General features: G+C 71.6%; 13 protein-coding genes. 5 read left to right on the top strand and 8 right to left on the bottom strand.

Translation table 11 applies throughout. From position 1 onward, the window contains the following. Positions 1–362 precede the first annotated feature (362 nt). The 3 genes from AC3WLN_RS04700 to AC3WLN_RS04710 all read right to left on the bottom strand — a co-directional run bounded on the left by AC3WLN_RS04700 (position 363) and on the right by AC3WLN_RS04710 (position 4666). On the bottom strand, positions 363–2699 hold the full coding sequence (locus AC3WLN_RS04700) for a TonB-dependent receptor family protein (protein WP_492479928.1): 2337 nt from the start codon (positions 2697–2699) through the stop codon (positions 363–365). Between the two features lie 219 nt (positions 2700–2918). Beyond that, positions 2919–4013, bottom strand: coding sequence for a bifunctional DNA-binding transcriptional regulator/O6-methylguanine-DNA methyltransferase Ada (gene ada / locus AC3WLN_RS04705; protein WP_492479929.1), 1095 nt, complete (start codon positions 4011–4013; stop codon positions 2919–2921). A 323-nt stretch (positions 4014–4336) separates the two neighbouring features. After that, positions 4337–4666: a CsbD family protein gene (locus AC3WLN_RS04710; RefSeq protein WP_492479930.1), complete on the bottom strand. Its 330-nt coding sequence runs from the start codon at positions 4664–4666 to the stop codon at positions 4337–4339. Between the two features lie 375 nt (positions 4667–5041). Here AC3WLN_RS04710 and AC3WLN_RS04715 point away from each other — a divergent pair, with 375 nt between their 5' ends. Continuing rightward, positions 5042–6667: a hybrid sensor histidine kinase/response regulator gene (locus AC3WLN_RS04715; protein ID WP_492479931.1), complete on the top strand. Its 1626-nt coding sequence runs from the start codon at positions 5042–5044 to the stop codon at positions 6665–6667. A 56-nt stretch (positions 6668–6723) separates the two neighbouring features. Here AC3WLN_RS04715 and AC3WLN_RS04720 read toward each other — a convergent pair whose 3' ends face one another. The 4 genes from AC3WLN_RS04720 to ptsP form a co-directional block, all read right to left on the bottom strand. Beyond that, the gene (locus tag AC3WLN_RS04720) at positions 6724–8259 is read right to left on the bottom strand and encodes a carbohydrate porin (RefSeq protein WP_492479932.1); all 1536 of its coding nucleotides are present in this window, start codon (positions 8257–8259) and stop codon (positions 6724–6726) included. 106 nt (positions 8260–8365) lie between these two features. Continuing rightward, the gene (locus tag AC3WLN_RS04725) at positions 8366–10090 is read right to left on the bottom strand and encodes a fructose-specific PTS transporter subunit EIIC (RefSeq protein ID WP_492479933.1); all 1725 of its coding nucleotides are present in this window, start codon (positions 10088–10090) and stop codon (positions 8366–8368) included. Between the two features lie 68 nt (positions 10091–10158). Continuing rightward, positions 10159–11118 carry a 1-phosphofructokinase gene (gene pfkB, locus AC3WLN_RS04730; protein WP_492479934.1) on the bottom strand — a complete coding sequence of 320 codons (960 nt, stop codon included), beginning with the start codon at positions 11116–11118 and terminating at the stop codon, positions 10159–10161. Beyond that, positions 11115–13667, bottom strand: a complete 2553-nt coding sequence (gene ptsP, locus AC3WLN_RS04735; RefSeq protein WP_492479935.1) for a phosphoenolpyruvate--protein phosphotransferase — start codon at positions 13665–13667, stop codon at positions 11115–11117. Before ptsP ends, pfkB begins: the two co-directional genes overlap by 4 nt. A 169-nt stretch (positions 13668–13836) precedes the next feature. Here ptsP and AC3WLN_RS04740 point away from each other — a divergent pair, with 169 nt between their 5' ends. Then, positions 13837–14820, top strand: a complete 984-nt coding sequence (locus tag AC3WLN_RS04740) for a LacI family DNA-binding transcriptional regulator (protein WP_492479936.1) — start codon at positions 13837–13839, stop codon at positions 14818–14820. 592 nt (positions 14821–15412) lie between these two features. Here AC3WLN_RS04740 and AC3WLN_RS04745 read toward each other — a convergent pair. Beyond that, a complete protein-coding gene (locus AC3WLN_RS04745; protein ID WP_492479937.1) occupies positions 15413–15643 on the bottom strand; it encodes a hypothetical protein in 231 nt (76 codons plus the stop codon). A gap of 664 nt (positions 15644–16307) precedes the next feature. Between AC3WLN_RS04745 and AC3WLN_RS04750 the strand changes: the two genes are divergently transcribed. The 3 genes from AC3WLN_RS04750 to AC3WLN_RS04760 all read left to right on the top strand — a co-directional run. Beyond that, positions 16308–17156, top strand: a complete 849-nt coding sequence (locus AC3WLN_RS04750; RefSeq protein ID WP_492479938.1) for a hypothetical protein — start codon at positions 16308–16310, stop codon at positions 17154–17156. A 413-nt stretch (positions 17157–17569) separates the two neighbouring features. Further along, entirely contained in the window at positions 17570–18214 is a 645-nt protein-coding gene (locus AC3WLN_RS04755; RefSeq protein ID WP_492479939.1) for an SCO family protein, read from the top strand. A gap of 22 nt (positions 18215–18236) precedes the next feature. Continuing rightward, on the top strand, positions 18237–20603 hold a 2367-nt coding region (locus AC3WLN_RS04760; RefSeq protein ID WP_492479940.1), incomplete at its 3' end, for a galactose oxidase-like domain-containing protein.

The raw sequence follows: 20603 nt of genomic DNA on the forward strand, positions 1-20603 counted from the left end.
GACAGCAGGGCGGCGGCCAGGAGGCGGGATTTCGACCGGCGGGAGACGGAAGCGAACATGCGGCGACAGGTTTCCAGGGGCTGCGGACGGCTTGACGAAGCCGTGAATGCAATCCCCCGGCCAACGGGCCTGAAGCTCTCGAGAGCCGGGGCGCGTCCGTGCCCTGCGCGCCCGTTGTGCCTGTGCTTTCCAGACGCGCAGCCGCCCTGCCGCAAGAATAATCAGGGCGGTCCGCGGCGGGGCGTAGACACGGAATATGCCTGAAAGATGTGCGGTCGACGTTGGAATCTCTCCGAAATCTCGCCGGCAAGCCTGCGTCGTAGGCATTCCAATGCGATTACGCTCCGAGACCGCCCGGTCGCTCAGAACGACAGCTTCAGACCCCCGACGAGATTGCGTGGGGCCCCGGCGAAGATCGAACCCGTCGTGCCGGCGAGGACCGCCGCGCCGTTCTCCAGGCCGGTGGTCCGGCTGAGGGTGCTGGTGAGGTTCTGGGCGGAGCCGATATAGGTCGTGTCGAGGAGGTTGCGGACCTCCAGGTAGAGGCTGAGGCGCTTGCCATAGCCGCCCGCCAGCGCCGTGGCGTAGTGGATGTTGGCGTTGAGCACGGTGTAGCCGGGCGTCCGCAGGAGGTTCCCGTTGTCGATGAAGACGCCGTCCTGGGCCACGGTCTCCAGGAAGGCGCCGAGGCCGTCGAAGGGGCCGCCGACCTGGTCGTAGCCGACCCGCGCGAGGAGTTGGTGCGCGGGCACGCCCGGGATCGCCCTGCCCGCCCGGTCGAAGCGCGCCGTGAAGGGGCCGGCGCTGAGCTGTTCGGAGAAGCGCGTGTAGATCTGGTCGTCGAAGCTGTAGGCCAGGGTCCCGCGCCAGCCCGGCGCGAAGGCCCATTCGCCGCCCAGTTCGACGCCGCGATGCTCGGAGGCCGGGGCATTGACGAAGTAGTTCAGCCGGCCTCCGCCCGGCGACTGCGACAGCAATTCGTTGCGGAAGAACTCGTAGAAGCCCGTCAGGCTGATCCGCAGGGATTCCACCGGAGTCCAGTCGGCCCCGAGGTCGAAGCCGAGGTTCTCCTGCGCCTGGAGCTGCGTGTTGTTGCCGGGCAGCCCCGCGCTGGTGACGAACAGGTTGCTGCCCGTCGGCGTGGCGTAGCCGGTGGCGACCCGCCCGCGCAGGCTCCAGGCCTCCTGGGGCCGGTAGACGACGGCGAGTTCCGGCGCGACGTTGAGGAAGCTGCGTGCCGCGTCGACCGCCGAACTGGTCCGCCCGGCCTCCGAATAGGCGTAGGCGAGGTTGCGGCCGGTGATCGTGGTGTTCGTCGCGCTGAGCCCGACGAGTCCGGTCCAGTGCTCGGAGAGCGCCACCTCGGTGCGGGCCCGCCCGCCGAGATTGGTCTGGTCGCCGCGCAGGTCGCCGATCAGGGCGCCGAGCGCCGGTCGCCCCGCCCCCGGTGCCCGGTTGAAGGTCGTCACGTGGTTGTCGAGGATCTCGGAGGTGAAGGCCACGTAGCCCACGGCCGGCAGGCCCATCAGGTCGTAGCGCCGGGTCAGGTCCGTGAGAAAGGTCAGGGAGGGATAGCTGCCGCGGACGGCCGTGGTGTAGAACGGCTGATCGAAGTTGCGCTCGTCGAAGCCGAGCTGGGTGCGCCAGGACGTCTGCGCGTCGAGGTCGTGCTCCCAGCGCAGGGCCACGACGCTGCGCCGGTCGTCGCGTCCGAACCCGCCCTCCGCGGCGGTCACCGGCACCGTGGCGCCGAAGGTGCCGTTGCGCAGGAGGTTCGTCAGGGTGCAGCCCGGCGCGGCGGTCGCGGCGCGGGCGCAGCCGCGCTGGTAGGGGTTGATCCGGTACCCGTCGAGGGCGGCGCGCGCCGCCAGATCGGCCTGCAACTGGTTGTTGATCACCTTCAGGGTGAAGCGGTTGTCCGGCGTCGGCGTGTAGCTCGCGAGCAGGTTGACCGTCTGCGTGTCGTAGGCGGTGTGGTCGAGGGAGCCGCCGGCGCGGACGTCGCTGGCGAACAGGCTGATCTCGACGGGGCCGCTGACCCCGCCCACCGTGAAATAATTGCTGAGATAGCCGAAGCTGCCCGCATCGGTGCCGATCTCGAAGCCGTCGATCTCGCGGCCCGTCCGGGTCCGGAAGGCGAGCGCGCCGCCGGTGGCGTAGTTGCCGAACAGCGCCGATTGCGGGCCCCGGAACACGTCGATGCGGCTGTAGGCCCGGGGATCGACGAGGTCGAAGCGCGAGGCGCCGTCCGGCTGGGTCAGGACGAAGCCGTCCTCCAGCACGACCATGTTGCGGATGACGCCGGTGGAGCGGGCATTGTTGCCGCGAATGGAGATCACCACGTCGCGCCCGCCATTGCCCTGGCGCGCGGAGACTCCGGGGCTGTCCGTCAGCACCGAGCCGATGCTCGTGGCCGGACGGTCGTCGATCGTCCCGGTACGGCCCACCCGCGTGGCCGCCGCGCCCAGGGGCTGCTCGATCACCGGTGGACCCGAGCCGGGGGGCGCCGCCACGCCGAAGGGCACGGACGCCGGCACCGGCCGCCCCTCGGCCGTGACCGCGAGTTCCTCGAGGCGCACGCCCGCCGCGTCCTGAGCGTGCAGGTCGACGGACCACGGCAGGGCGGCCACGGCTCCGAGCCAGAGGCACCGGGTCCGGCGCAGGATGGCCGGGCGGTCCAGGGGGATGACAGCGGCCATGCCGATTGCGACCACGGGAGTGGGTGCGGATGACGCCGCGTCGGGCGAGGAGGATGCGCGGTCGTCCGGACGCGTCCCGCTTCCGTCACCCTCGATCGTCGGTGGGACTTATAACCCATCCGGCCTGGGCCGGCGACGGGGGCTACACCCTGCGGTCGTCACCTGTGGCCCCCATACCACGCGGGGCGTCCCACCCTGCCTCGCCCCGCCGCGACGTCCTCATCCTGCGCCCGCCTCGCGGTCGAGCAGCGCGCGCTTGCGCGCGACGCCCCAGCGATAGCCGGAGAGCGCCCCGTCCGAGCGCACCACCCGGTGGCAGGGAACCACGACGGCCAGGCGGTTGGCTCCGCAGGCCTGGGCCACGGCGCGCGTGGCTTTGGGTGCGCCGATGGCCCGGGCGATCGCGGCATAGGTCGTGGTGGTTCCGACCGGAACGGCGCGCAGGGCCTCCCAGACCCGCTGCTGGAAGACGGTGCCACCGATGTCGAGGGGCAGGTCGAGCCCGCGCCCGGGCGTCTCGACGAAACCGACGATCGCCGCCACCCAGAGGTCGAAATCCGCGTCCCCGGGCGACAGATCGGCCCGCGGGAAGCGGTCCTGGAGATCGCGCACCAGGACGTCGGGATCGTCGCCGAGGAGAATGGCGCAGACCCCCCGCGCGGTCGCCGCGACCAGGAGTGCGCCGAGGGAGCACGCGGCCACCGCGAAGCGGATGGCGGTGCCCGGACCGCCCTTCCGGTAGACGGAAGGGCTCATGCCGAGCCGCCCGGAACCCTGGGCATAGAACCGGCTCGAGGCGTTGTAGCCGGCCGCGAACACCGCCTCGGTCACCGTCTCGGCCTCCGGCAGGCGCCGGGCGATGCGCTCGGCGAGCCGGGCCGCCGCATAGGCCTTCGGCGTGATGCCGGTGACCCTCCGGAAGACGCGGTGGAAGTGGGAGGCACTCAGGCCCGCCGCGGACGCCAGGGCGTCGAGGGCCGGCATGGTCTCGGCCGCGTCGATCAGGCGGCAGGCCCGGGCGATCGCCGCCGCCTGCCGTTCCGCCAGCGGGGCCTCGTTCGGCCGGCAGCGCCGGCACGGGCGGAAGCCCGCCGCCTCCGCCGCCGCGCAGGTCGGGTGGAAGCTGACATTGTCCGGGTGCGCCGCCCGCGACGGGCAACTCGGTCGGCAATACACGCCGGTGGTGCGCACCGCATAGACGAACCGGCCGTCCGCGTCGGGGTCCCGAGCCGCGAGGGCGGCCCATCGCTGGGCGCTCGCGATCTCGGACGGGCCGGAGGCCTGGGGCCGGGGATCCGCTTCGGCGCGCTGCATCTGGGACGTCCTCCGTCGTCGGCCGCCGGAATCCGTAGGAACCGGCTCGGTCACGGCCTTCTGACCCGAATGGAATCCGGCGCGCATCCCGATCCTTGCTTTCAAATCCGCGCCACGTCGATTCCGGCGCAGCCGAAGGCACAAGATCCTGTGCGGGGATCGCAGCCCTTCTCCGATCCGAAGGCGCCCTCCCCTTGCCGCGTCGCCGACGCTCGGGCCGCGAGAGGCGAGGAGTCCCGATCTCGATCGGCCGGAACGTCAGGGGCAGGGGCGGCCGGGAAGGACTCCCCGGAGGGATCGGTGGCGCGAAGCGTGCGGAGGCGTCAGATCTTGCTGACGAGGAGGCCGAGGCCGAAGCCGACGAGGCCGGCGACGAGCAGCGAGGCGTGCGGCCACTCGACGGACCGCTCGTGAACCTCGTGCAACTGGCGCTTGCCCTGGTCGTAGGCGTCCTCGGCATAGTCCGAGACCTCGTCGGCCACGGTCCGGACGGCGTCCTTGGCCTGGCCGTAGAGGTTTTCCGCCGAACCCTGGGCTTCGCGCAGGCGTCCCTTCACCGAGTCCTCGCGCGATCCGACCAGGTCGCCGAGGGCGCCCTGAGCCTTGCCGGCGAGGTCCCGGGCGGTGCCCGTCACGCGGTTGGTATCGACCATGATGTTCTCCAATCGTTGTGCGCAGGACGGTCGCCGGGCCGGACAGCTGCCGGGGCGCGTCGGTCACCGTCCACGAACGGGTTGTGCGCAATCCTGTTCCGGTCGCGGCCGCGATTTCTCGGCAGGATGCCTGGTATGGATGCACCAGCCGGCCTGCGCCGGCGATCAGGCCGGATGGGAAGGCCTGCACCGTCCGCATCGGCGGCGTGAGGCCGAGTCCCGACACGCGGCTGGTAAAGTCAGCCTGCGACGACAACGCCGCGACCATGGGTTCAACTTTTGTTCAATCGCCATTCACCGGTCTTGCACCGTATGGCATCTGACCATCTGGAATGGTTCAAGACGCCTCGGTGTCTCGAATACCGGAGCTTTGATTTGCCGACTTCCCCCGAGAAGCCGAAGACATACGGCCCGAAGACGCCCGTCACCGGCAGCGGTCCTTCGGGTGTCATCGATCAACATCACGACATCTTCTTCGCGGCCGTCGAGACCACGCGGATGCCGATGATCGTCACGGATCCGCATCAGACGGACAACCCGATCATCTTCGTCAACCGCGCCTTCGAGCGCATGACCGGCTACACCCGCGACGAGCTGATCGGCACGAACTGCCGCTTTCTCCAGGGTGCGGAGACGGACCGCGAGGTGGTCGCCGAACTGCGCCTCGCCATCGCGGAACAGCGCGAGTTCTCGACCGAGATCATCAACTACCGCAAGGACGGCTCCTCGTTCTGGAACGCGCTCTTCGTCTCCCCGGTGTTCAACCGGTCTGGCGACCTCGTCTACTTCTTCGGCTCGCAGCTCGACGTCTCGCGCCGGCGCGACGCCGAGGAATCCCTGCATCAGGCCCAGAAGATGGAGAGCCTGGGCCAGCTCACCGGCGGCATCGCCCACGACTTCAACAACCTGCTGCAGGTGATCTCCGGGCACAACGAGGTCATGCTCGCCCTGGTCGACCATCCCGACATCGACGTCGGGCGCCTGCGCCGGGCCGGAGAAGCGGTCCGCGACGCCTCCGAGCGCGCCGCCAAGCTGACCCACCAGCTCCTCGCCTTCTCGCGCAAGCAGCGCCTGGAGGGCCGGCTCCTCAACCTCAACGGCCTCGTGCACAGCATGAGCGAGATGGCCGAGCGCACGCTGGGGGACCACATCACCCTGCGCCAGGACCTCCTGCCCGACCTCTGGAACACCCGCATCGACCCGACCCAGGCCGAGGTGGCGCTGCTCAACGTGATGCTGAACGCGCGCGACGCGATGCCGGACGGCGGCACCGTCACGGTGAAGACCGAGAACCTCCTCGTCGAGGACGAGGATGCCGCCCTGTTCAAGACCGTCGGGCCGGGCGCCTACGTCGTGGTCTCCGTCACCGATACCGGGAGCGGCATGCCGCCCGAGATCCTGCACCGCGTGATGGAGCCGTTCTTCACCACCAAGGGCGAGGGCAAGGGCACCGGACTCGGCCTGGCGATGGTCTACGGCTTCGCCAAGCAGTCCGGCGGCTCGGTGAAGATCTACTCCGAGGTCGGGCACGGCACGACCGTGCGCCTGCTGTTCCCGGCGAGCGACCAGAAGATCGAGGAGGAGCGCAAGGCCTCGCAGCGGGCCGCGGACCGGCACGGGACCGAGACGGTCCTGGTGGTCGACGACCGGCCGGACGTGGCCGAGACCGCGGGCATCATCCTGGAGGATTTCGGCTACAAGGTCCTCGTGGCCGACGGCCCGAGAGCCGCCCTCGAGATCCTCGACGGCGAGCGGCGCATCGACCTCCTGTTCACCGACCTGATCATGCCGGGCGGGATGAACGGCGTGATGCTGGCCCGCGCCGCGCGCGAGCGCCAGCCCCGGATCAAGGTGCTGCTGACCACCGGCTACGCGGAGGCGTCCCTGGAGCGCACCGATGCCGGCGGCACGGAATTCGAGATCATCAACAAGCCCTACAAGCGCCTGGAGCTGGCCCGGCGCGTACGGCGCGTGATCGACGGTCCCACGGGCGTCGGCTGAGGCGGCGCGGATGCAAGCGCCGCGGTCGGCGGGGGCGGGCCATCCGCCCGGCCTCCTCAGTTCTGCCCGGGGCCCCGTGCCAGCCCGGCCAGGGTGAAGAGGTCCACCGACAGCTTGGCGCCGACGACCAGGGCATCGGGAATGTTCTTCCTGTAGAAGGGGAACCGGGTCTGGTCCGGGTTGAGGATGTATTGCAGGTTCGGCGTCAGCCGGATCGCGGGCGTGACCTGGATGCCGTAGTTCAGCTCCATCATGATCTGCTGGCGGGGGATCGTCCGGTCGAGGCCGAGCGCGGTCTGCGCGAGCGTGATGTTCGACAGGGCCAGCGGGCTGAAGCGCTGGGTGTTGATCACGAAGCCGAGGGTGTCGAACGGCCGGCCCGCGAAGGTGCCGGTCTGGAGGGCGCCGATCTCCAGGAAGTAATCCTCCACGAGGCGGCCGGACGTGCCCGCCATGGCGACGCCGAACAGGGTCAGCCCCTGGATGCCGGCGGGATCGGGCCGCCAGACCATCTGGTCGAAGCGGGCATAGACGCCCGAGCGTCCGAACCGGGTCGCCGGCGCGAGACCGGTGAGCACCGCCCGCTGGCCGGTGACGTCGCGCACCGGGTCGGCGTAGTCCGAGGCGTCGAACCAGCCGCCGATGCCGTAGTTGCGCGGCAGGGGGTCGTTGGCGAAGGTGGTGGAATAGCCGAGCTCGAACGGCAGGATCGCCCCGGTGGCGCCGCGGGTGGAGAAGTCGAGCCCGTTGTCGCCGGGCTGCTGGTGGCGCGGATTGACCTCGTAGACGCCCGCATGGACGAACACCCGGTCGGTGAGCCAGGCCTTGGCATGGGCGCCCCAGCTCGAGACCGGCCAGAAGGTGAAGTTCGAGGTCTTGAACACGAAGGTCGGGTTGCCGCAGGCGGAATTCGACTGAAAATTGCAGTAGATCGGCGAGTTCAGGAAGGCGATGTTCGCCACCAGCCGGCCGAACTCGACCACGAGCCGGTCGTCGAACAGCTTCTGCTCGTAGCTCAGCAGCGTCAGCCGCGTGGTCTGGCCGCCGCCAAAGATCTCCTGCACCGAGGTGTTGTTGCCGATGTCGTCGCCCGCGAGGTTGTCGCCGTGGCGGTTGGTGACGGCGATGTGGAGGGCGCCCCCCGCGATGCCGGCGAGGCGGTTCAGGTCGGCATCGATGCCGAAGAAGAGCTGGCCGGCATAGGCCGCCCCCTGGCGGATGCCGCCGACCGGGTTGGCGGCGGCCTGGCCGGTATAGTTGGCGCTGAGCGCGAGGCCGTTGCCGAGGTCGAACACCCCGGCGGGCAGGGTCGCGGGGGTCGCGCTCTGGCCGAGGGTGTCGGCGGCGCCGGCCGCGCTCTCGGCGCCGGTGATGTCCTGGCCGTCCGGCCGGGCCGGCGGGCGTCGCAGGGCCGGGCCCCGGAGCGGGCCGGGAACGCCGATGCCGTCGGCCTGCACCGCAGGAACCTCCTGACTTCGCGTCTCCTGACCTTGTGTCTCCTGCCCGCGCGTCACTTGCGCCCGCGCATCCGGGGCCGGCGTCAGCGTCGCCAGGCCGAGGCCGAATGCGGCCGCCCTCCATCCCTTGCTCATCCGTCATCCCCCGTCGGTGGTCGTCTTCGCGTTCCTGGTCTTGGCGCCGGGTGATCGTGGCCGGCCGCTCCGCGGCCGGATCGGTCCCCCGCGCGGGGGAGCGGCCTCAGGCGGCGCGCCTCTTGAGCAGGCCGACGAGCAGCCCGGTGACGAGGGTGCCGGTCGCCAGGGCGATCAGGGCGCCCGGGACGTTGGTGACCGCGTTGGGGATGGGCAGGACGAACAGGCCGCCATGGGGCACCTTCAGTTCGACGCCGAGGCTCAGGGCCACGGCCCCGGCCAGCGCCGACCCCGCCACCATGGAGGGGATGACCCGCAGGGGATCGGCCGCCGCGAACGGGATCGCCCCCTCGGTGATGAAGGCCGCGCCGAGCACGGCGGCCGCGCCGCCGGCCTCGCGCTCGGGCTTCGAGAAGCGCCCCGGGAACAGGCGGGTGGCGAGCGCGATCCCGAGCGGGGGCGTCATGCCGCCGATCATCACCGCCGCCATGGGCGCGGTGATGCCCGACGCGATCAGCGCGGCGGCGGAGGCGTAGGCGGCCTTGTTGACCGGGCCGCCCATGTCCACCGCCATCATGCCGCCGAGCACCAGGCCGAGCACCACGGCGCTCGTCCCCTGCATGCTGCGCAGCCAATCGGTGAGCGCCGCCAGGATCGCCGCCACCGGCACGCCGACCACGTAGACCATGAGCAGGCCGGTGATCGCGGTGGCCAGCAGGGGCAGGATCAGGACGGGCTTCAGGCCCTCCAGATTCCGGTGCAGGCGGATGTGCCGGTTGAGGAAGGCCGTGGTCGTGCCGGCGATGAAGCCCGCCGCGATGCCCCCGAGGAAGCCGGCTTGCAGGTTGGCGGCGAGCATGCCGCCGATCATGCCCGGCGCGATGCCGGGCCGGTCGGCGATGGAGAAGGCGATGTAGCCGGCCAGCACCGGCACGATCAGGGCGAAGGCCGCCTTGGCGCCGATCTCGCCCAGGGCGAAGCCCAGGGTGCCGGCCTGATCGGACTTCATCGCGTCGATGCCCCCGATGGCGAAGGCTAGGGCGATGAGCAGGCCGCCCGCCACCACGAAGGGCAGCATGAACGAGACGCCGGTCATCAGGTGCTTGTAGGCGCCCGCCTTCGTCTCCGCCGCCGCGGGCCGGGCCGGGCCGTCCGCTTCGGCGGGCGCGGGTCCGGCGGCGGGCTGGTGCTGCGCCTCGGCCAGCGCCGTGGCGAGCAGCCCCTTGCCGTCGCGGATCGCCGCCTTGGTGGTGGTGGCGTAGAGCCGCTTTCCGGAAAAACGCGTGCGGTCGACCCCGGTATCGGCGGCGATCAGCACGATGTCGGCGGCCGCGATCTCGGCGGCCGTGAGGGCGTCGCGGGCACCGACCGACCCTTGCGTCTCCACCCGGACCTCGTGGCCGAGGGCCTCGGCCGCCGCCCGGATGCCCTCGGCGGCCATGAAGGTATGGGCGATGCCCGTGGGACAGGAGGTGACGGCGACAATCCGCCGGCGCCCGCTCGGCGCCGTGTCCGTCCCCGCCTCCTCCGAGCCGGCGAGGAACCGGTCGAGCACCGCGTGGGCGTCGGTGAGCACGTCCTCGATGCGGATGCGGGCGCGGCGCATGGCGCCGAAGCGGCCCTCGTCGAGATCGCCGTCGCCCACCAGCAGGACCGCATCGGCGGCCGCGATGGCGCCCGCGCTCAGGGCGTTGCCGGTCACGCCCTTGCCGCGCAATTCGAGGTCGAGGGGCTGGTCGCGCCGGCCCGCCGCCCTGCGCAGGGCCTCGCCGGCCAGCACCGCGTGCAGGCCGAGATCCCCACCGCCCACCACTGCGAGCACCTGCGTCATGGCTTCCTCCCGTCTGGTCCTGTCCCGGTTCGCCGGTGCGTCCGGGTGATGATCCGACGTCCGGCGCCTCAGGCGCGGACGGCGACCGGCGTGATCCGCACCGTCGCGGCGATGGCCAGGACGGTGGCGCGCGCCGGCAGGTTGGCGCCGGCCAGGCCGAGCTTGCCGGCGGCGAAGGCCAGGGCGAGGCGCGCGATCGCGGCCGGGTCGAGGCCCGCATGCAGGCCGGCGACGAGGCCGGCCACGAGGGCGTCCCCGGCTCCGACCGTGCTGGTCACCCGGGTCGGCGGCGGATGGGCGTGGAGCGTGCCCTCGGCCGTGGCGAACAGCGCGCCCTCGGGGCCGAGCGAGACCACCACCAGCGGGATGCCGCGTGCCACGAGGCCGTGGGCCGCCTCGACCACGTCGGCCAGGGCCGGCAGCGAGCGCCCGGCCCAGTCCTCGAGCTCGTGCCGGTTGGGCTTGACCGCGAAGGGGAGCGCCCCGGCCGGGGCGGCCAGGGCCGCCGCCAGGGCGGGGCCGGAGGCGTCGAGGACGAGGCGGGCGCCGGCCGGCCGCAGCTCGGCGGCGATCTCCGCGTAGATCTCCGGCGCGACGCCCCCCGGCAGGCTGCCGGCCAGCACCACGAGCGTGCCCGGCCCCACGGCCCGGCGCAGCACGTCCCGGACGGCCGCGAGGGCGTCGGGACCGACCGTGAGACCCGGCAGGTTGACGTCGGTGGTGTCGCCGGTGCCGGCGTCGAACAGCTTCAGGTTCGTCCGCGTCTCCCCGGGAATCCGCACGAAGCGATCGGCGATGCCCTTGGCCGCCAGCAGGGCCTGGAACGGCGCGGCATTGCCGTCGCCGAGGAGGCCGGTGGCCGCCACCGGCACGCCCCAGTCGGCGAGGCAGGCGGCGACATTGACGCCCTTGCCCCCGGCATCCGAGCGGGTCCCGCGGGCCCGGTGGACGTGGCCGGGCCGCAGGTCGTCGAGGATCACGGTCCTGTCGAGGGCCGGGTTGAGGGTGAGCGTGACGACGCGGGTCATGCCGGCTCTCCGTCGCCGAGGGCGGCCAGCGCCCGGACCGCCGCCGCGTCCTCCTGGGCGCAGGCCCGGGCGGCCAGGGCCCGCAGGGCGCCCATCTCGCTCGCCCGCAGCCGCGCCTTCACCGAGGCCACGTCGCGCGGGGTCATCGACAGCTCGTGGACGCCGAGCCCGGCGAGGAGGCAGGCGCCGAACGGATCGCCGGCGATGCCGCCGCAGACGCCCACCCAGCGCTTGTGCCTGGCCGCTCCCTCGCAGGTCATGTGGATCAGGCGCAGCACCGCCGGATGCAGGGAATCGGCCTCGGGCGCGAGCTCGGTGTTCTGGCGGTCGATGGCCAGGGCGTATTGCGTCAGGTCGTTGGTGCCGATGGAGAAGAAGTCGCAGTGCCGGGCGAGGGCATCGGCCTGGATCGCGGCGGCCGGCACCTCGATCATGATGCCGAGCGGCAGCTCCGGCGCGTCGAGTTCGGCCCGGATGCGCGCGCAATGGGCGCGCAGCGCCAGCACCTCCGGCACCGAGGTGATCATCGGGAACATGATCGAGAGCGGGGCGTCCTTGCCGGTGGCCGCGCCGGGGGCGAGGCCGTCCCGGGCCGCCCGGTAGAGGGCCCGCAGCTGCGGCTCCATCAGGTCGGGCCGGCGCAGGAGCAGCCGGGCGCCGCGCACGCCCAGGAAGGGGTTCTCCTCCCGCGGCAGGTGCAGGTGGGCCACCTGCTTGTCGCCGCCGATGTCGAGGGTGCGCACGATGAGGGGGCGGCCGGCCAGCGCGTCCAGCATCGCCCGGTAGGTGGCGTACTGGTCGTCCTCGCTCGGCGTGTCGCCGCGCTCGAGGAACAGGAACTCGGTGCGCATCAGGCCCACGCCCTCCGCGCCCTGGTCCAGGGCGAAGGGGACCTGCTCGGGGTTGTTGACGTTGGCCCCGATGGCGACCGCGTGCCCGTCGCGGGTGCGGGCCGGCAGGGCGCGCGCCCGGGCCTCCTCGTCGGCCTCGGCCTGCCGGCGCGCGCGCCAGGCCCGGGCCGAGGCGAGGTCGGCCGCGCTCGGGTCGAGGTAGAGCCGGCCGGTGCCGCCGTCGAGGATCGCGGGGGTGTGGTTCCGCAGGGCGAGCAGGCCGGGGCCGCCCGCCACCAGGGCGGGGATGCCGAGGGTGCGCGCCAGGATCGCGGTGTGCGAGGTCGGGCCGCCCTGGGCGGTGGCGAGGCCGATGACCCGGGCGGGGTCGAGCCCGGCGGTGTCGGACGGGGCGAGGTCGGGGGCGACGAGGATGCAGGGCGCGTCCGGCAGGTCGTGGCCGCCCTTGAGCGACGGGTCGATCTGCGCCAGCACCCGGCGGCCGACGTCGCGCAGGTCCGCCGCGCGGGCGGCCAGCACGGGATTGCCCAGGGCCGAGAGCCGGCCGGCCATCCGCTCCACCGCCTGGTTCCAGGCGAAGGCGACCCCGTGGCCCTCCACCATGAGCTGGCAGGCCAGGGTGATCAGGTCGGTATCGGCGATGAGTTCGCCCTGCGCCCGGAAGATGCCGGCATCGGCCTTGCCGAGGCGGCGCTCGGTGTCGTCGGCCAGCGCCCGGAGCTGGCCCTCGGTGGCGGCCAGCGCCGCATGCAGGCGGTCGCCGCCGGAGGTCAGGGGCTCGGGCGCGTCCGGGACCACGAGTTCGGCCTGGCTCAGCACGTGGATCGGCCCGATGGTCAGGCCGGGGCTCGCGCCGATGCCGGCCAGCACCCGCGGCGCGTCGGCGGGGTTCCAGCCGGCCACCGGACCGGCGGCCCGGGCGGCGGCGTCCGCCGCGGCCTTGGCGGCGGCCTTCTCGCCGGCGCTCAGGCCCGTCACCGCCGCGCAGATCCGCGCGAGGGCGCCGGCCTCGTCGTCGCCCTCCGCCGAGATCGTCACCGCGTCGCCGCAGCGCAGGCCCAGCTGCAGCAGGGCGATCAGGTTCTTGGCATCGGCCACCTCGGCGCCGTGGCGGACCTGGATCCGGGCGGGGGAGGCGCGGGCGGTCTCGACCCAGTGCGCGGCCGGGCGCGCATGGAGGCCGGTGGGGTAGTCGACCGTCCAGTCGAAGCGCTGCCGGAGGTCGACGGCCGGGCCGGCGGCGCCGGGGGCGGGCGCGTCCTCCGTGAGGGCCGCGGCGATCTCCTCCTTGCGGGTGGTGGTGCGCAGGGCGGCGAGGCGCGCCTCGTCCTGGATCAGGCGGGTCAGCCGGCGCAGGAGGGTGATGTGGGTGTCCGATTGCGCCGCGATGGCGACCACCAGATGCGCGACCTGTCCGTCGTGCCACTCGATCCCGCCCGGCACCTGCAGCACCGCGAGCCCGCTGGCGCGGACGTGGTGGCGGTCGTCGACCATGCCGTGCGGGATCACCACGCCGTGGCCCAGATAGGTGTTCGCCACGCCCTCGCGCCGCAGCATGCTCGCCGCGTAGGGGGGCTCGATGCAGCCGGCCGCCACGAGGAGCTGCGCCGCCTCGCGGATCGCCGCCTCCTTGCTGGCCGGGGCGGCGGCGAGCTGGATCAGCAGGCGCGGAGGCAGGGTCGGCGTCGGTGCGAGCATGGCGTGCTCCTCCGGTGATCGTGTGTGGCCGCGTTGTTCGTTGTCGCTATGAAAACGTTTTCACAATCCCTGTCAACGCAAATCGGCGCAATAATGCCAAGTCCCCGCTTGCCATAGCGTGGCCCGAGCGTCAGAACCGCTGCATGACGCTGAAAACGTTCTCTCCGCGATGAGTGCCAGTATTCGCGACGTGGCGCGGGCGGCCGGCGTCTCGACGGCCACGGTCTCCCGGGCCCTGGGCCGAGGGCCGGTCAGCGAAACCTTGCGCCAGCAGGTCGAGGCGGCGGTCCGGGCCACCGGATACCGGCCCAACCTGTCCGCCCGGCGCCTGCGCTCGCAATCGACGCAGACCATCGGGCTGATCGTCGCCGATATCCGCAATCCGTTCTTCACGGCGGTGAGCCGGGCGGTGGAGGATGCCGCCTATGCCGCCGGCATGCGGGTGATCCTGTGCAACACCGACGAGGACCCGGAGCGCGAGCGCCTCTATCTGCGCCTCATGGAGGAGGAGCGGGTCACCGGCGTGATCTTCGCGCCCACCCGCACCACCGCCGAGTCGCTCACGGCCGACAGCCTCGACGTGCCCGTGGTGTTCATCGACCGGACCGGCCCCGCGGGCCTCTGCGACAGCGTGGTGCTCGACAACGCGGCGGCGGCCGCGACCCTGGTCGATCATCTCCGGGCGCGGGGCTACCGCCGCATCGGCGGCCTGTTCGGCTCGACGAGTTCAACCGCGCAGGAGCGGCGGGCCGGCTACGAGGCGGCGATCCGGCGCCACGGCGCCGAGCCCCTCGTCCGCGTCGCTCCGCCCACGGCGGAGGCGGCCGAGGCGACACTCGCCCAATGGCTCGCCGAGCCCGACCGGCCCGACGCGCTGATCCTGTCGAACGGCCTGACCCTGATGGGCGCGGTCCGCGCCGCGCGCACGCGCGGCCTGACGGTCCCGGACCAGCTCGGCCTCGCCGGCTTCGACAACGACCCCTGGACCGACCTCGTCGAGCCCGGCCTGACGGTGATCGAGCAGCCGGTGGCGCAGATCGGCGCCCAGGCGATGGCGCTGCTGTTCGACCGGCTGAAGGCACCGGCGGAGGCGGTCCGAAAGGTCACGCTGAGCGGTCGGCTCGTGGTCCGGGGCTCGTCGGGGCGCGGCTAGGAGTCGGGCGAAGGCGGCAGCGCGGGGCCGGCGCTTCCGGTCGTCGGGTGGCCATCGTCTTCCGGCGGCCATCCTGGCGTCCGTGGTCGCCGCGGGAGCGGGACGCCACGGTACCCCCATCCATGCCCGCATCCGCCCGCACGACCGGGGGGCGCCGGACAGATTCCGGCTCGCGCGACGACGCGGATTCACCCGCGGTCCGGCGATCCGGCCGGGGCCTCCGAAACGAGCCGGACTAGTTTCGGGGCGTGAGGCTTCAAGGCGCGATGCTCCCTCTGGTCGAGGGCCGGGCGGCACCCGGTGACCAGGCCGGCGTGGAGCCTCAACGTCGTGCAGATCGTCGCTGTCGCCAGGATTTCACTCTCGCTCAGGATGGCAAACTGGAAGAATTTCTTGGCACCGTGAGCATCTGCCGGGCACTGAACATCGACGAGGTAGACGAGCATAAAGCAACGACAGTTCGTTCCGATCGGAGAATGTCCTTGCAGACGTCATCTCAGGTGATTCCGTTCCATCACGGTTTGGTGGCACGCACGAAACGCTTGTTCGTGTCGCGACATGTGGGTTTCGGATCTGTGCAAAAAGCTTGCATTTACATGCGGAAGCTGCTGACGAGCCGCGCTTGACGGGTTGCCTGATCGAACATCGAGTTCGAGGCATCCCGAATCTTCGTTGCCGAACGCGCAGTCCTGCAATAACCGGTCGAGACGCACGTCTGCAGCGACTGGGGAACACTGGGGATCAGGCTGTCGACCCGCTCGTTCTCGTCCCCGACATTCGTATCGTGCGGCTTGGCGAGGGGAACAGCGGGGATATGCAGCACCGGTATGGTGATCCCCGATCCTTCAGGGGTTTACACAAGGTGCTGTCGAGCCGCTGCGGCTTCGAGCCGTCGAAGCCGTTGTCGTAGGACTGGCCATTCGCCATTCCATCCGCGATCAGGAACAGGAAGGCCTGCGGCTTCAGGGCGCTCGATCCATCCCCGACATGGGTGACTTCGCGGTCGATCGCCAGGAAGACGTTCTCGTAAGGGGTCCCCCCGCTCCCACGCGGACCCCTTCCGCTCCCGAGGCCCATGTGGCCTTCGAGATCGATTGCGGAGAGGGACGTATCGTTTCTCGTGATCGGGACTGCCCTCTCCCGATGTCCCACCAGCGTCCCGCCGCGCAAGACTCCATCGCGTCTTGCCGGGATCGATCCGCCCCGATTCTGCAGTCGAGGCCGCCCGTGGGGCGCGGCCTGATCTCCGATCTTGGTCGGCAGGCCAGGTCCGCACCGGATCGGGCCCGCACGGAACCTTCCGGCGCCGTGGATTTTGTTTTCTGCCATCCTCAAGGATCGGTATTTCAACAGTATCGATACAGGTCAGGGTGCCGAGATTTACGATTGTCTCGGATTGCTCGTGAAGGCTTATTGTTATTTCGGATTTCTTATCAAATACGAGGCATTCCTCTCATCTTGGTTCCCCGCGCCCGGAGAGGAGCGCCATGCAGAGATCCGAACCCGGCGGTCCCGTGATCCGGGCCTGCGTCACGGCGCTGGTGGCCCTGGCCGTCGGCCTCGTCGCGCTGCTGTGGGTCTGTGCGGCGGCGGGGCCGGGGCTCGGCCGTCCGCTGATGCTGGCGCTGCCGGCGCCGCTTCCGCCGGTGCGCCTGCTGACGCCCCTGATCGGCCTCCACCTGATCGGCCTGTGCTTCGGCCTCGGCGGGGCGACGATGCTGGATTTCTGGATCCTGCGCTGGATGCGCGAGGGCGCGATGCCGGCCGCGATGGAACGCAGCTTCCACTTCATCAGCAAGGTCGTGAGCATGGGCATCGCCCTGCTCTGGATCTCGGGGCTCGGCTTCCTCGGGCTCTACGCCATCGAGGCGCCGGAGAAACTCGCCAATCCGAAGATCTGGGCCAAGGTGGCGGTGGTCGGCGTGCTGACGGTCAACGGCGTGCTGATCCACGCCCTGGTGCTGCCGAGGGTCCTGCGCGACGTGCGCCGCCCCATGCTCGACGGCGTCTCGCGCCTGGCGGCGGGGATCTTCCTGGTCTCGGGCGCGGTCTCCGGCGTGTCCTGGTACTTCGCCTTCGCCCTCGGGCTGCTGCGCGAATTCAACGGCAAGGTCTCGATCGGCCTGCTCCTGTCCTTCTGGGGGCTCGGCGTGGCCCTGGCGACGCTGGGCGCCTTCGCCCTGCGGGAATCGCTGATGCGGATGGCGGCACGGCGGCGGGCGCGCACCGTTCCGGCGATCGAATGGGTGCCCAACCGGCCCGGCGCGCCGTTCTCCTCCGTGCGCCTGCGCCGGATTCCGGACGGGCTCATGGTGCCCATCCGCGCGCCCCGCTAGGCCTTCCGGCCGGCCCGTCCTGCCCGATTGCTCCCGTCCGGCCCGGGCGGCAGCGCAGCAAAGCTTCGCCGCGGGATCGTTTCCGTGGCGACCATGCGCGGGTCCGACGCCCGACGGCAGCGATTCGGTGCGCCGGGTTGCGTGCGAATGCTTCGGCCCTGCCGGGCACGGACTGTCCCGACGAGAACCAGATCACGCCGGCCTCGATCCAAGTCTGCTGTTCGCGGGCTGGGCCCGATGGGCAAACTATATTTGTTCTTTCAGTCGTGAACATGAAGACATGGCGCTAAGCTGTTAATAGTGAATCGTATTAAGTAGTTTTGTGAACTGCATCGCAAAGGTTCGGCGGTCTATTCCTGCTTCTGTCCAGCAGAGCGGCGCAGCCCTCCGCTGATGAAGCAGGATCAGCTGCGATGTCGTTCCGGTTCGGTGACTTTTCTAGGACCCTGCGCGTCCTGGCCGGCGCGGCCCTGATCCTCGCCTCCGGGCCGGTCCGGGCCGGTGGACCTGGTCCGGATGCGCCGCGGAGCGATCTCGAATCCCTGCTTTGGCCGACCCCCGACGCGTTGCGCCGCGACCAGGCCGGCCACGCGGTCTCGGCCGCGCGGCTGGCGGACCGGGTGGTGGTGGTGAGTTTCCTGACCACGGGCTGCGGGATCGCCTGCGTGATCCGCCTGCGCGAGATCGCCGCCCTGGAGCGGAGCCTGCCCGCTCCGCTGCGGGTGCGGGTGGCCGTCCTCGGCGTCACCCTCGACCCGGCGCGGGACGACGGGCCGGCCCTGCGGGCCTTCGCCGACGGCCTCGGGCTCGATCCGGCGCGGTTCGCCCTGGTCGACGGCGATCCCGACACGGCGGCGCGCCAGCGCGCGGCCCTGCGCTACCCGGCCGACCGGAGCGAGCCGCCCGACACCGTGCTGGTCTTCGACCGCATCGGTCAGCTCGCGATGAGCTACGGCGCCAACCCCCTCGACCGGCCGCGCCTCGCCCGCGACCTCGCCGCGCTCGACCGCTTCGCGCAGGGCGTCGGGCATCCCCCGACCGCCGCGCCCGCCCCCTGACGTTTCTTCCGAAAGGCCTTCGATGCTCCCCTCGACCCGTCCGCCCGGTTCCCGTCCCGGCTCCGCCCGCTGGCGCGCCCTCGCGGCCGCCACGTTCCTGACCCCGGCGGCCTGGACCGGTGCCGCCTTGCCGGCCGCCGCCGCGCAGCTTCCCGTGGTGGCCACGCCCGTGGCGGACCCGATCCTCGCCAACCTGACGATCCCCGACACCGCGCCGACCCAGGGCATGTGGTCGGGCGTGAAGGCCTGGCCCCTCAACGCCATCCACATGACCCTGCTGCCCACCGGCAAGCTGCTGACCTTCGGCACCCCGATCGGCGACCCGGGCGCGCAGAACGGCCGCACCTTCGACATCTGGGACCCGAGCCGGGGGCCGGTCGACGGCGCCCACGTGAACTTCCAGGAGCCGGGCTTCGTCAACAGCTTCTGCGCCGCGACCTCCTTCCTCGGCGACGGCTCGCTGCTGGTGGCCGGCGGCATCTTCGACGGGGGGGTCGACAAGAGCAGCGCCCTTCTCAATCCCACCGGGACGAATGTGGGCCTGATCGACGCCAAGCTCGCCAACGACCGCTACTACTCGACGATGATCACCCTGGCCGACGGCCGGCCGCTGATCATGGGCGGATCCTTCCCCTACCAGGGCGGCTTCGCCGACCCGCAGGGCAGCATCGACCGGGGCCTGATGACCGGCATGACCCCGGAGGTCTATGACGGGGCGAAGTGGAACAGCCTGTTCGGTGCCAACAGCCGCGATGCGTTCGGCCCCGACAACAGCCGCTGGTGGTATCCCCGGGCCTGGGTCGCCCCGAACGGCCGGGTCTTCGGCATCTCGGCCGAGAAGATGTGGTTCCTCGACCCCAACGGGAACGGTTCGGTGAACGCCATGCCGTTCAGGGAGCCGCAGCGGAACGCCAATTCCGCCACCGACGCGCCCAATGTCGGCCCGGTCTCGACGGCGGCCCTGTACGACACCGGCAAGATCCTGCAGGTCGGCGGCAACAGCTACGACAACGGCCAAGGCTTCCTTTCCAGCAGCCGGGCCACGCTGGTCGACCTCAACGGCGGCAATCCGGTCCTGACCGAGGCGCCGCCGATGCGCTTCGGCCGGGCCTGGGCCAACGCCACCGTCCTGCCCACCGGCACGGTGGCGGTGACCGGCGGCAGCAAGTTCAACGACCAGGCCGGCGACAACACCGTCCTGGCCACCGAGCTCTGGGACCCCAAGACCAATTCCTGGACGCTGGGCGCGTCGAACGCGGTCTACCGGGGCTACCATTCCTCGGCCGGCCTGATGCAGAACGGCACGGTCCTGGTCTCGGGCGGCGGCGCCCCCGGCCCGGTCGCCAACCTCAACGCCGAGTTCTACTATCCGCCCTACCTGTTCGTCACGGTGAACGGGAAGGCGGCCCTCGCGCCCCGTCCGCAGATCGTCAGCCTGAGCAGCACCAGGCTCGCCCACGCCCAGTCGATGCAGATCGAACTCGCCTCCCAGAACGGGCTCGCGCAGGTGGTGCTGGTGGGCCTCAGCCAGGTCACCCACAGCTTCAACAGCGGGCAGCGGCGCGTGCCGGTGAGCTTCACGCAGGCCGGCGCCCTCGTCACCCTGCAGACGCCGGCCTCGGGCAACCTCGCGCCCCCCGGCTACTACCAGCTCATCGCCATCGACGGGAAGGGCGTGCCCTCGCCCGGCGTGATCGTGGCGCTCGGCGCCAACGTCGCCGCGCCCGCCGGCGGCGTCACCGTGCCGTCGGTCACGGCCGCGGGAACGGGACCGGTCGACAACACGGCCTGGACCCGCTGCTCCGCCGAGTACGAGACCTGCACGGTGGCCAACGGCCCCAGGACCGTCCGTTTCGGCGCCAACGGCCAGTACGTCACCAAGACCGTCACGGGCTCCACGCCCTGCTCGAACGAGGCCTTCGGCCGCGATCCCAGCCCCGGAAACATCAAGATCTGCGAGGTCGCGAGCACCGCCGCCACCGCGCCCGTCCCGGTTCCGCCGGTTCCGGTGCCGCCGGTAACGCCCGTCCCGGTGCCGCCGGTACAGCCCGTCCCGGGGCCGGCGGACAACGTTGTCGCCTGCGCGGCCGAGCGCCAGACCTGCGTCGTGACCAACGGACCCAAGACGGTCCGCTTCGGCGCCAACGGTCAGTATGTCTCGAAGCAGGTGATGGACTCCATCTTCTGCACGAGCGGTGCCTTCGGCGCGGACCCCGCCCCCGGGACGGCCAAGGTCTGTGAGGTGGCGAGCACCGCCACGGCGCCCGTCCCGGTGCCGCCGGTACAGCCCGTCCCGGGTCCGGCGGACAGCATTGTCGCCTGCGCGGCCGAGCGCCAGACCTGCGTCGTGACCAACGGACCCAAGACGGTCCGCTTCGGCGCCAACGGT

It is taken from the genome of Methylobacterium sp. FW306-05-D (assembly GCF_058782155.1).

What these genes read in the sequence shown, in the direction of transcription:
- AC3WLN_RS04700 (WP_492479928.1), bottom strand. Translation starts at nt 2,699, where the DNA reads ATGGCCGCTGTCATCCCCCTGGACCGCCCGGCCATCCTGCGCCGGACC.
- ada (WP_492479929.1), bottom strand. Translation starts at nt 4,013, where the DNA reads ATGCAGCGCGCCGAAGCGGATCCCCGGCCCCAGGCCTCCGGCCCGTCC.
- AC3WLN_RS04710 (WP_492479930.1), bottom strand. Translation starts at nt 4,666, where the DNA reads ATGGTCGATACCAACCGCGTGACGGGCACCGCCCGGGACCTCGCCGGC.
- AC3WLN_RS04720 (WP_492479932.1), bottom strand. Translation starts at nt 8,259, where the DNA reads ATGAGCAAGGGATGGAGGGCGGCCGCATTCGGCCTCGGCCTGGCGACG.
- AC3WLN_RS04725 (WP_492479933.1), bottom strand. Translation starts at nt 10,090, where the DNA reads ATGACGCAGGTGCTCGCAGTGGTGGGCGGTGGGGATCTCGGCCTGCAC.
- pfkB (WP_492479934.1), bottom strand. Translation starts at nt 11,118, where the DNA reads ATGACCCGCGTCGTCACGCTCACCCTCAACCCGGCCCTCGACAGGACC.
- ptsP (WP_492479935.1), bottom strand. Translation starts at nt 13,667, where the DNA reads ATGCTCGCACCGACGCCGACCCTGCCTCCGCGCCTGCTGATCCAGCTC.
- AC3WLN_RS04740 (WP_492479936.1), top strand. Translation starts at nt 13,837, where the DNA reads ATGAGTGCCAGTATTCGCGACGTGGCGCGGGCGGCCGGCGTCTCGACG.
- AC3WLN_RS04750 (WP_492479938.1), top strand. Translation starts at nt 16,308, where the DNA reads ATGCAGAGATCCGAACCCGGCGGTCCCGTGATCCGGGCCTGCGTCACG.
- AC3WLN_RS04755 (WP_492479939.1), top strand. Translation starts at nt 17,570, where the DNA reads ATGTCGTTCCGGTTCGGTGACTTTTCTAGGACCCTGCGCGTCCTGGCC.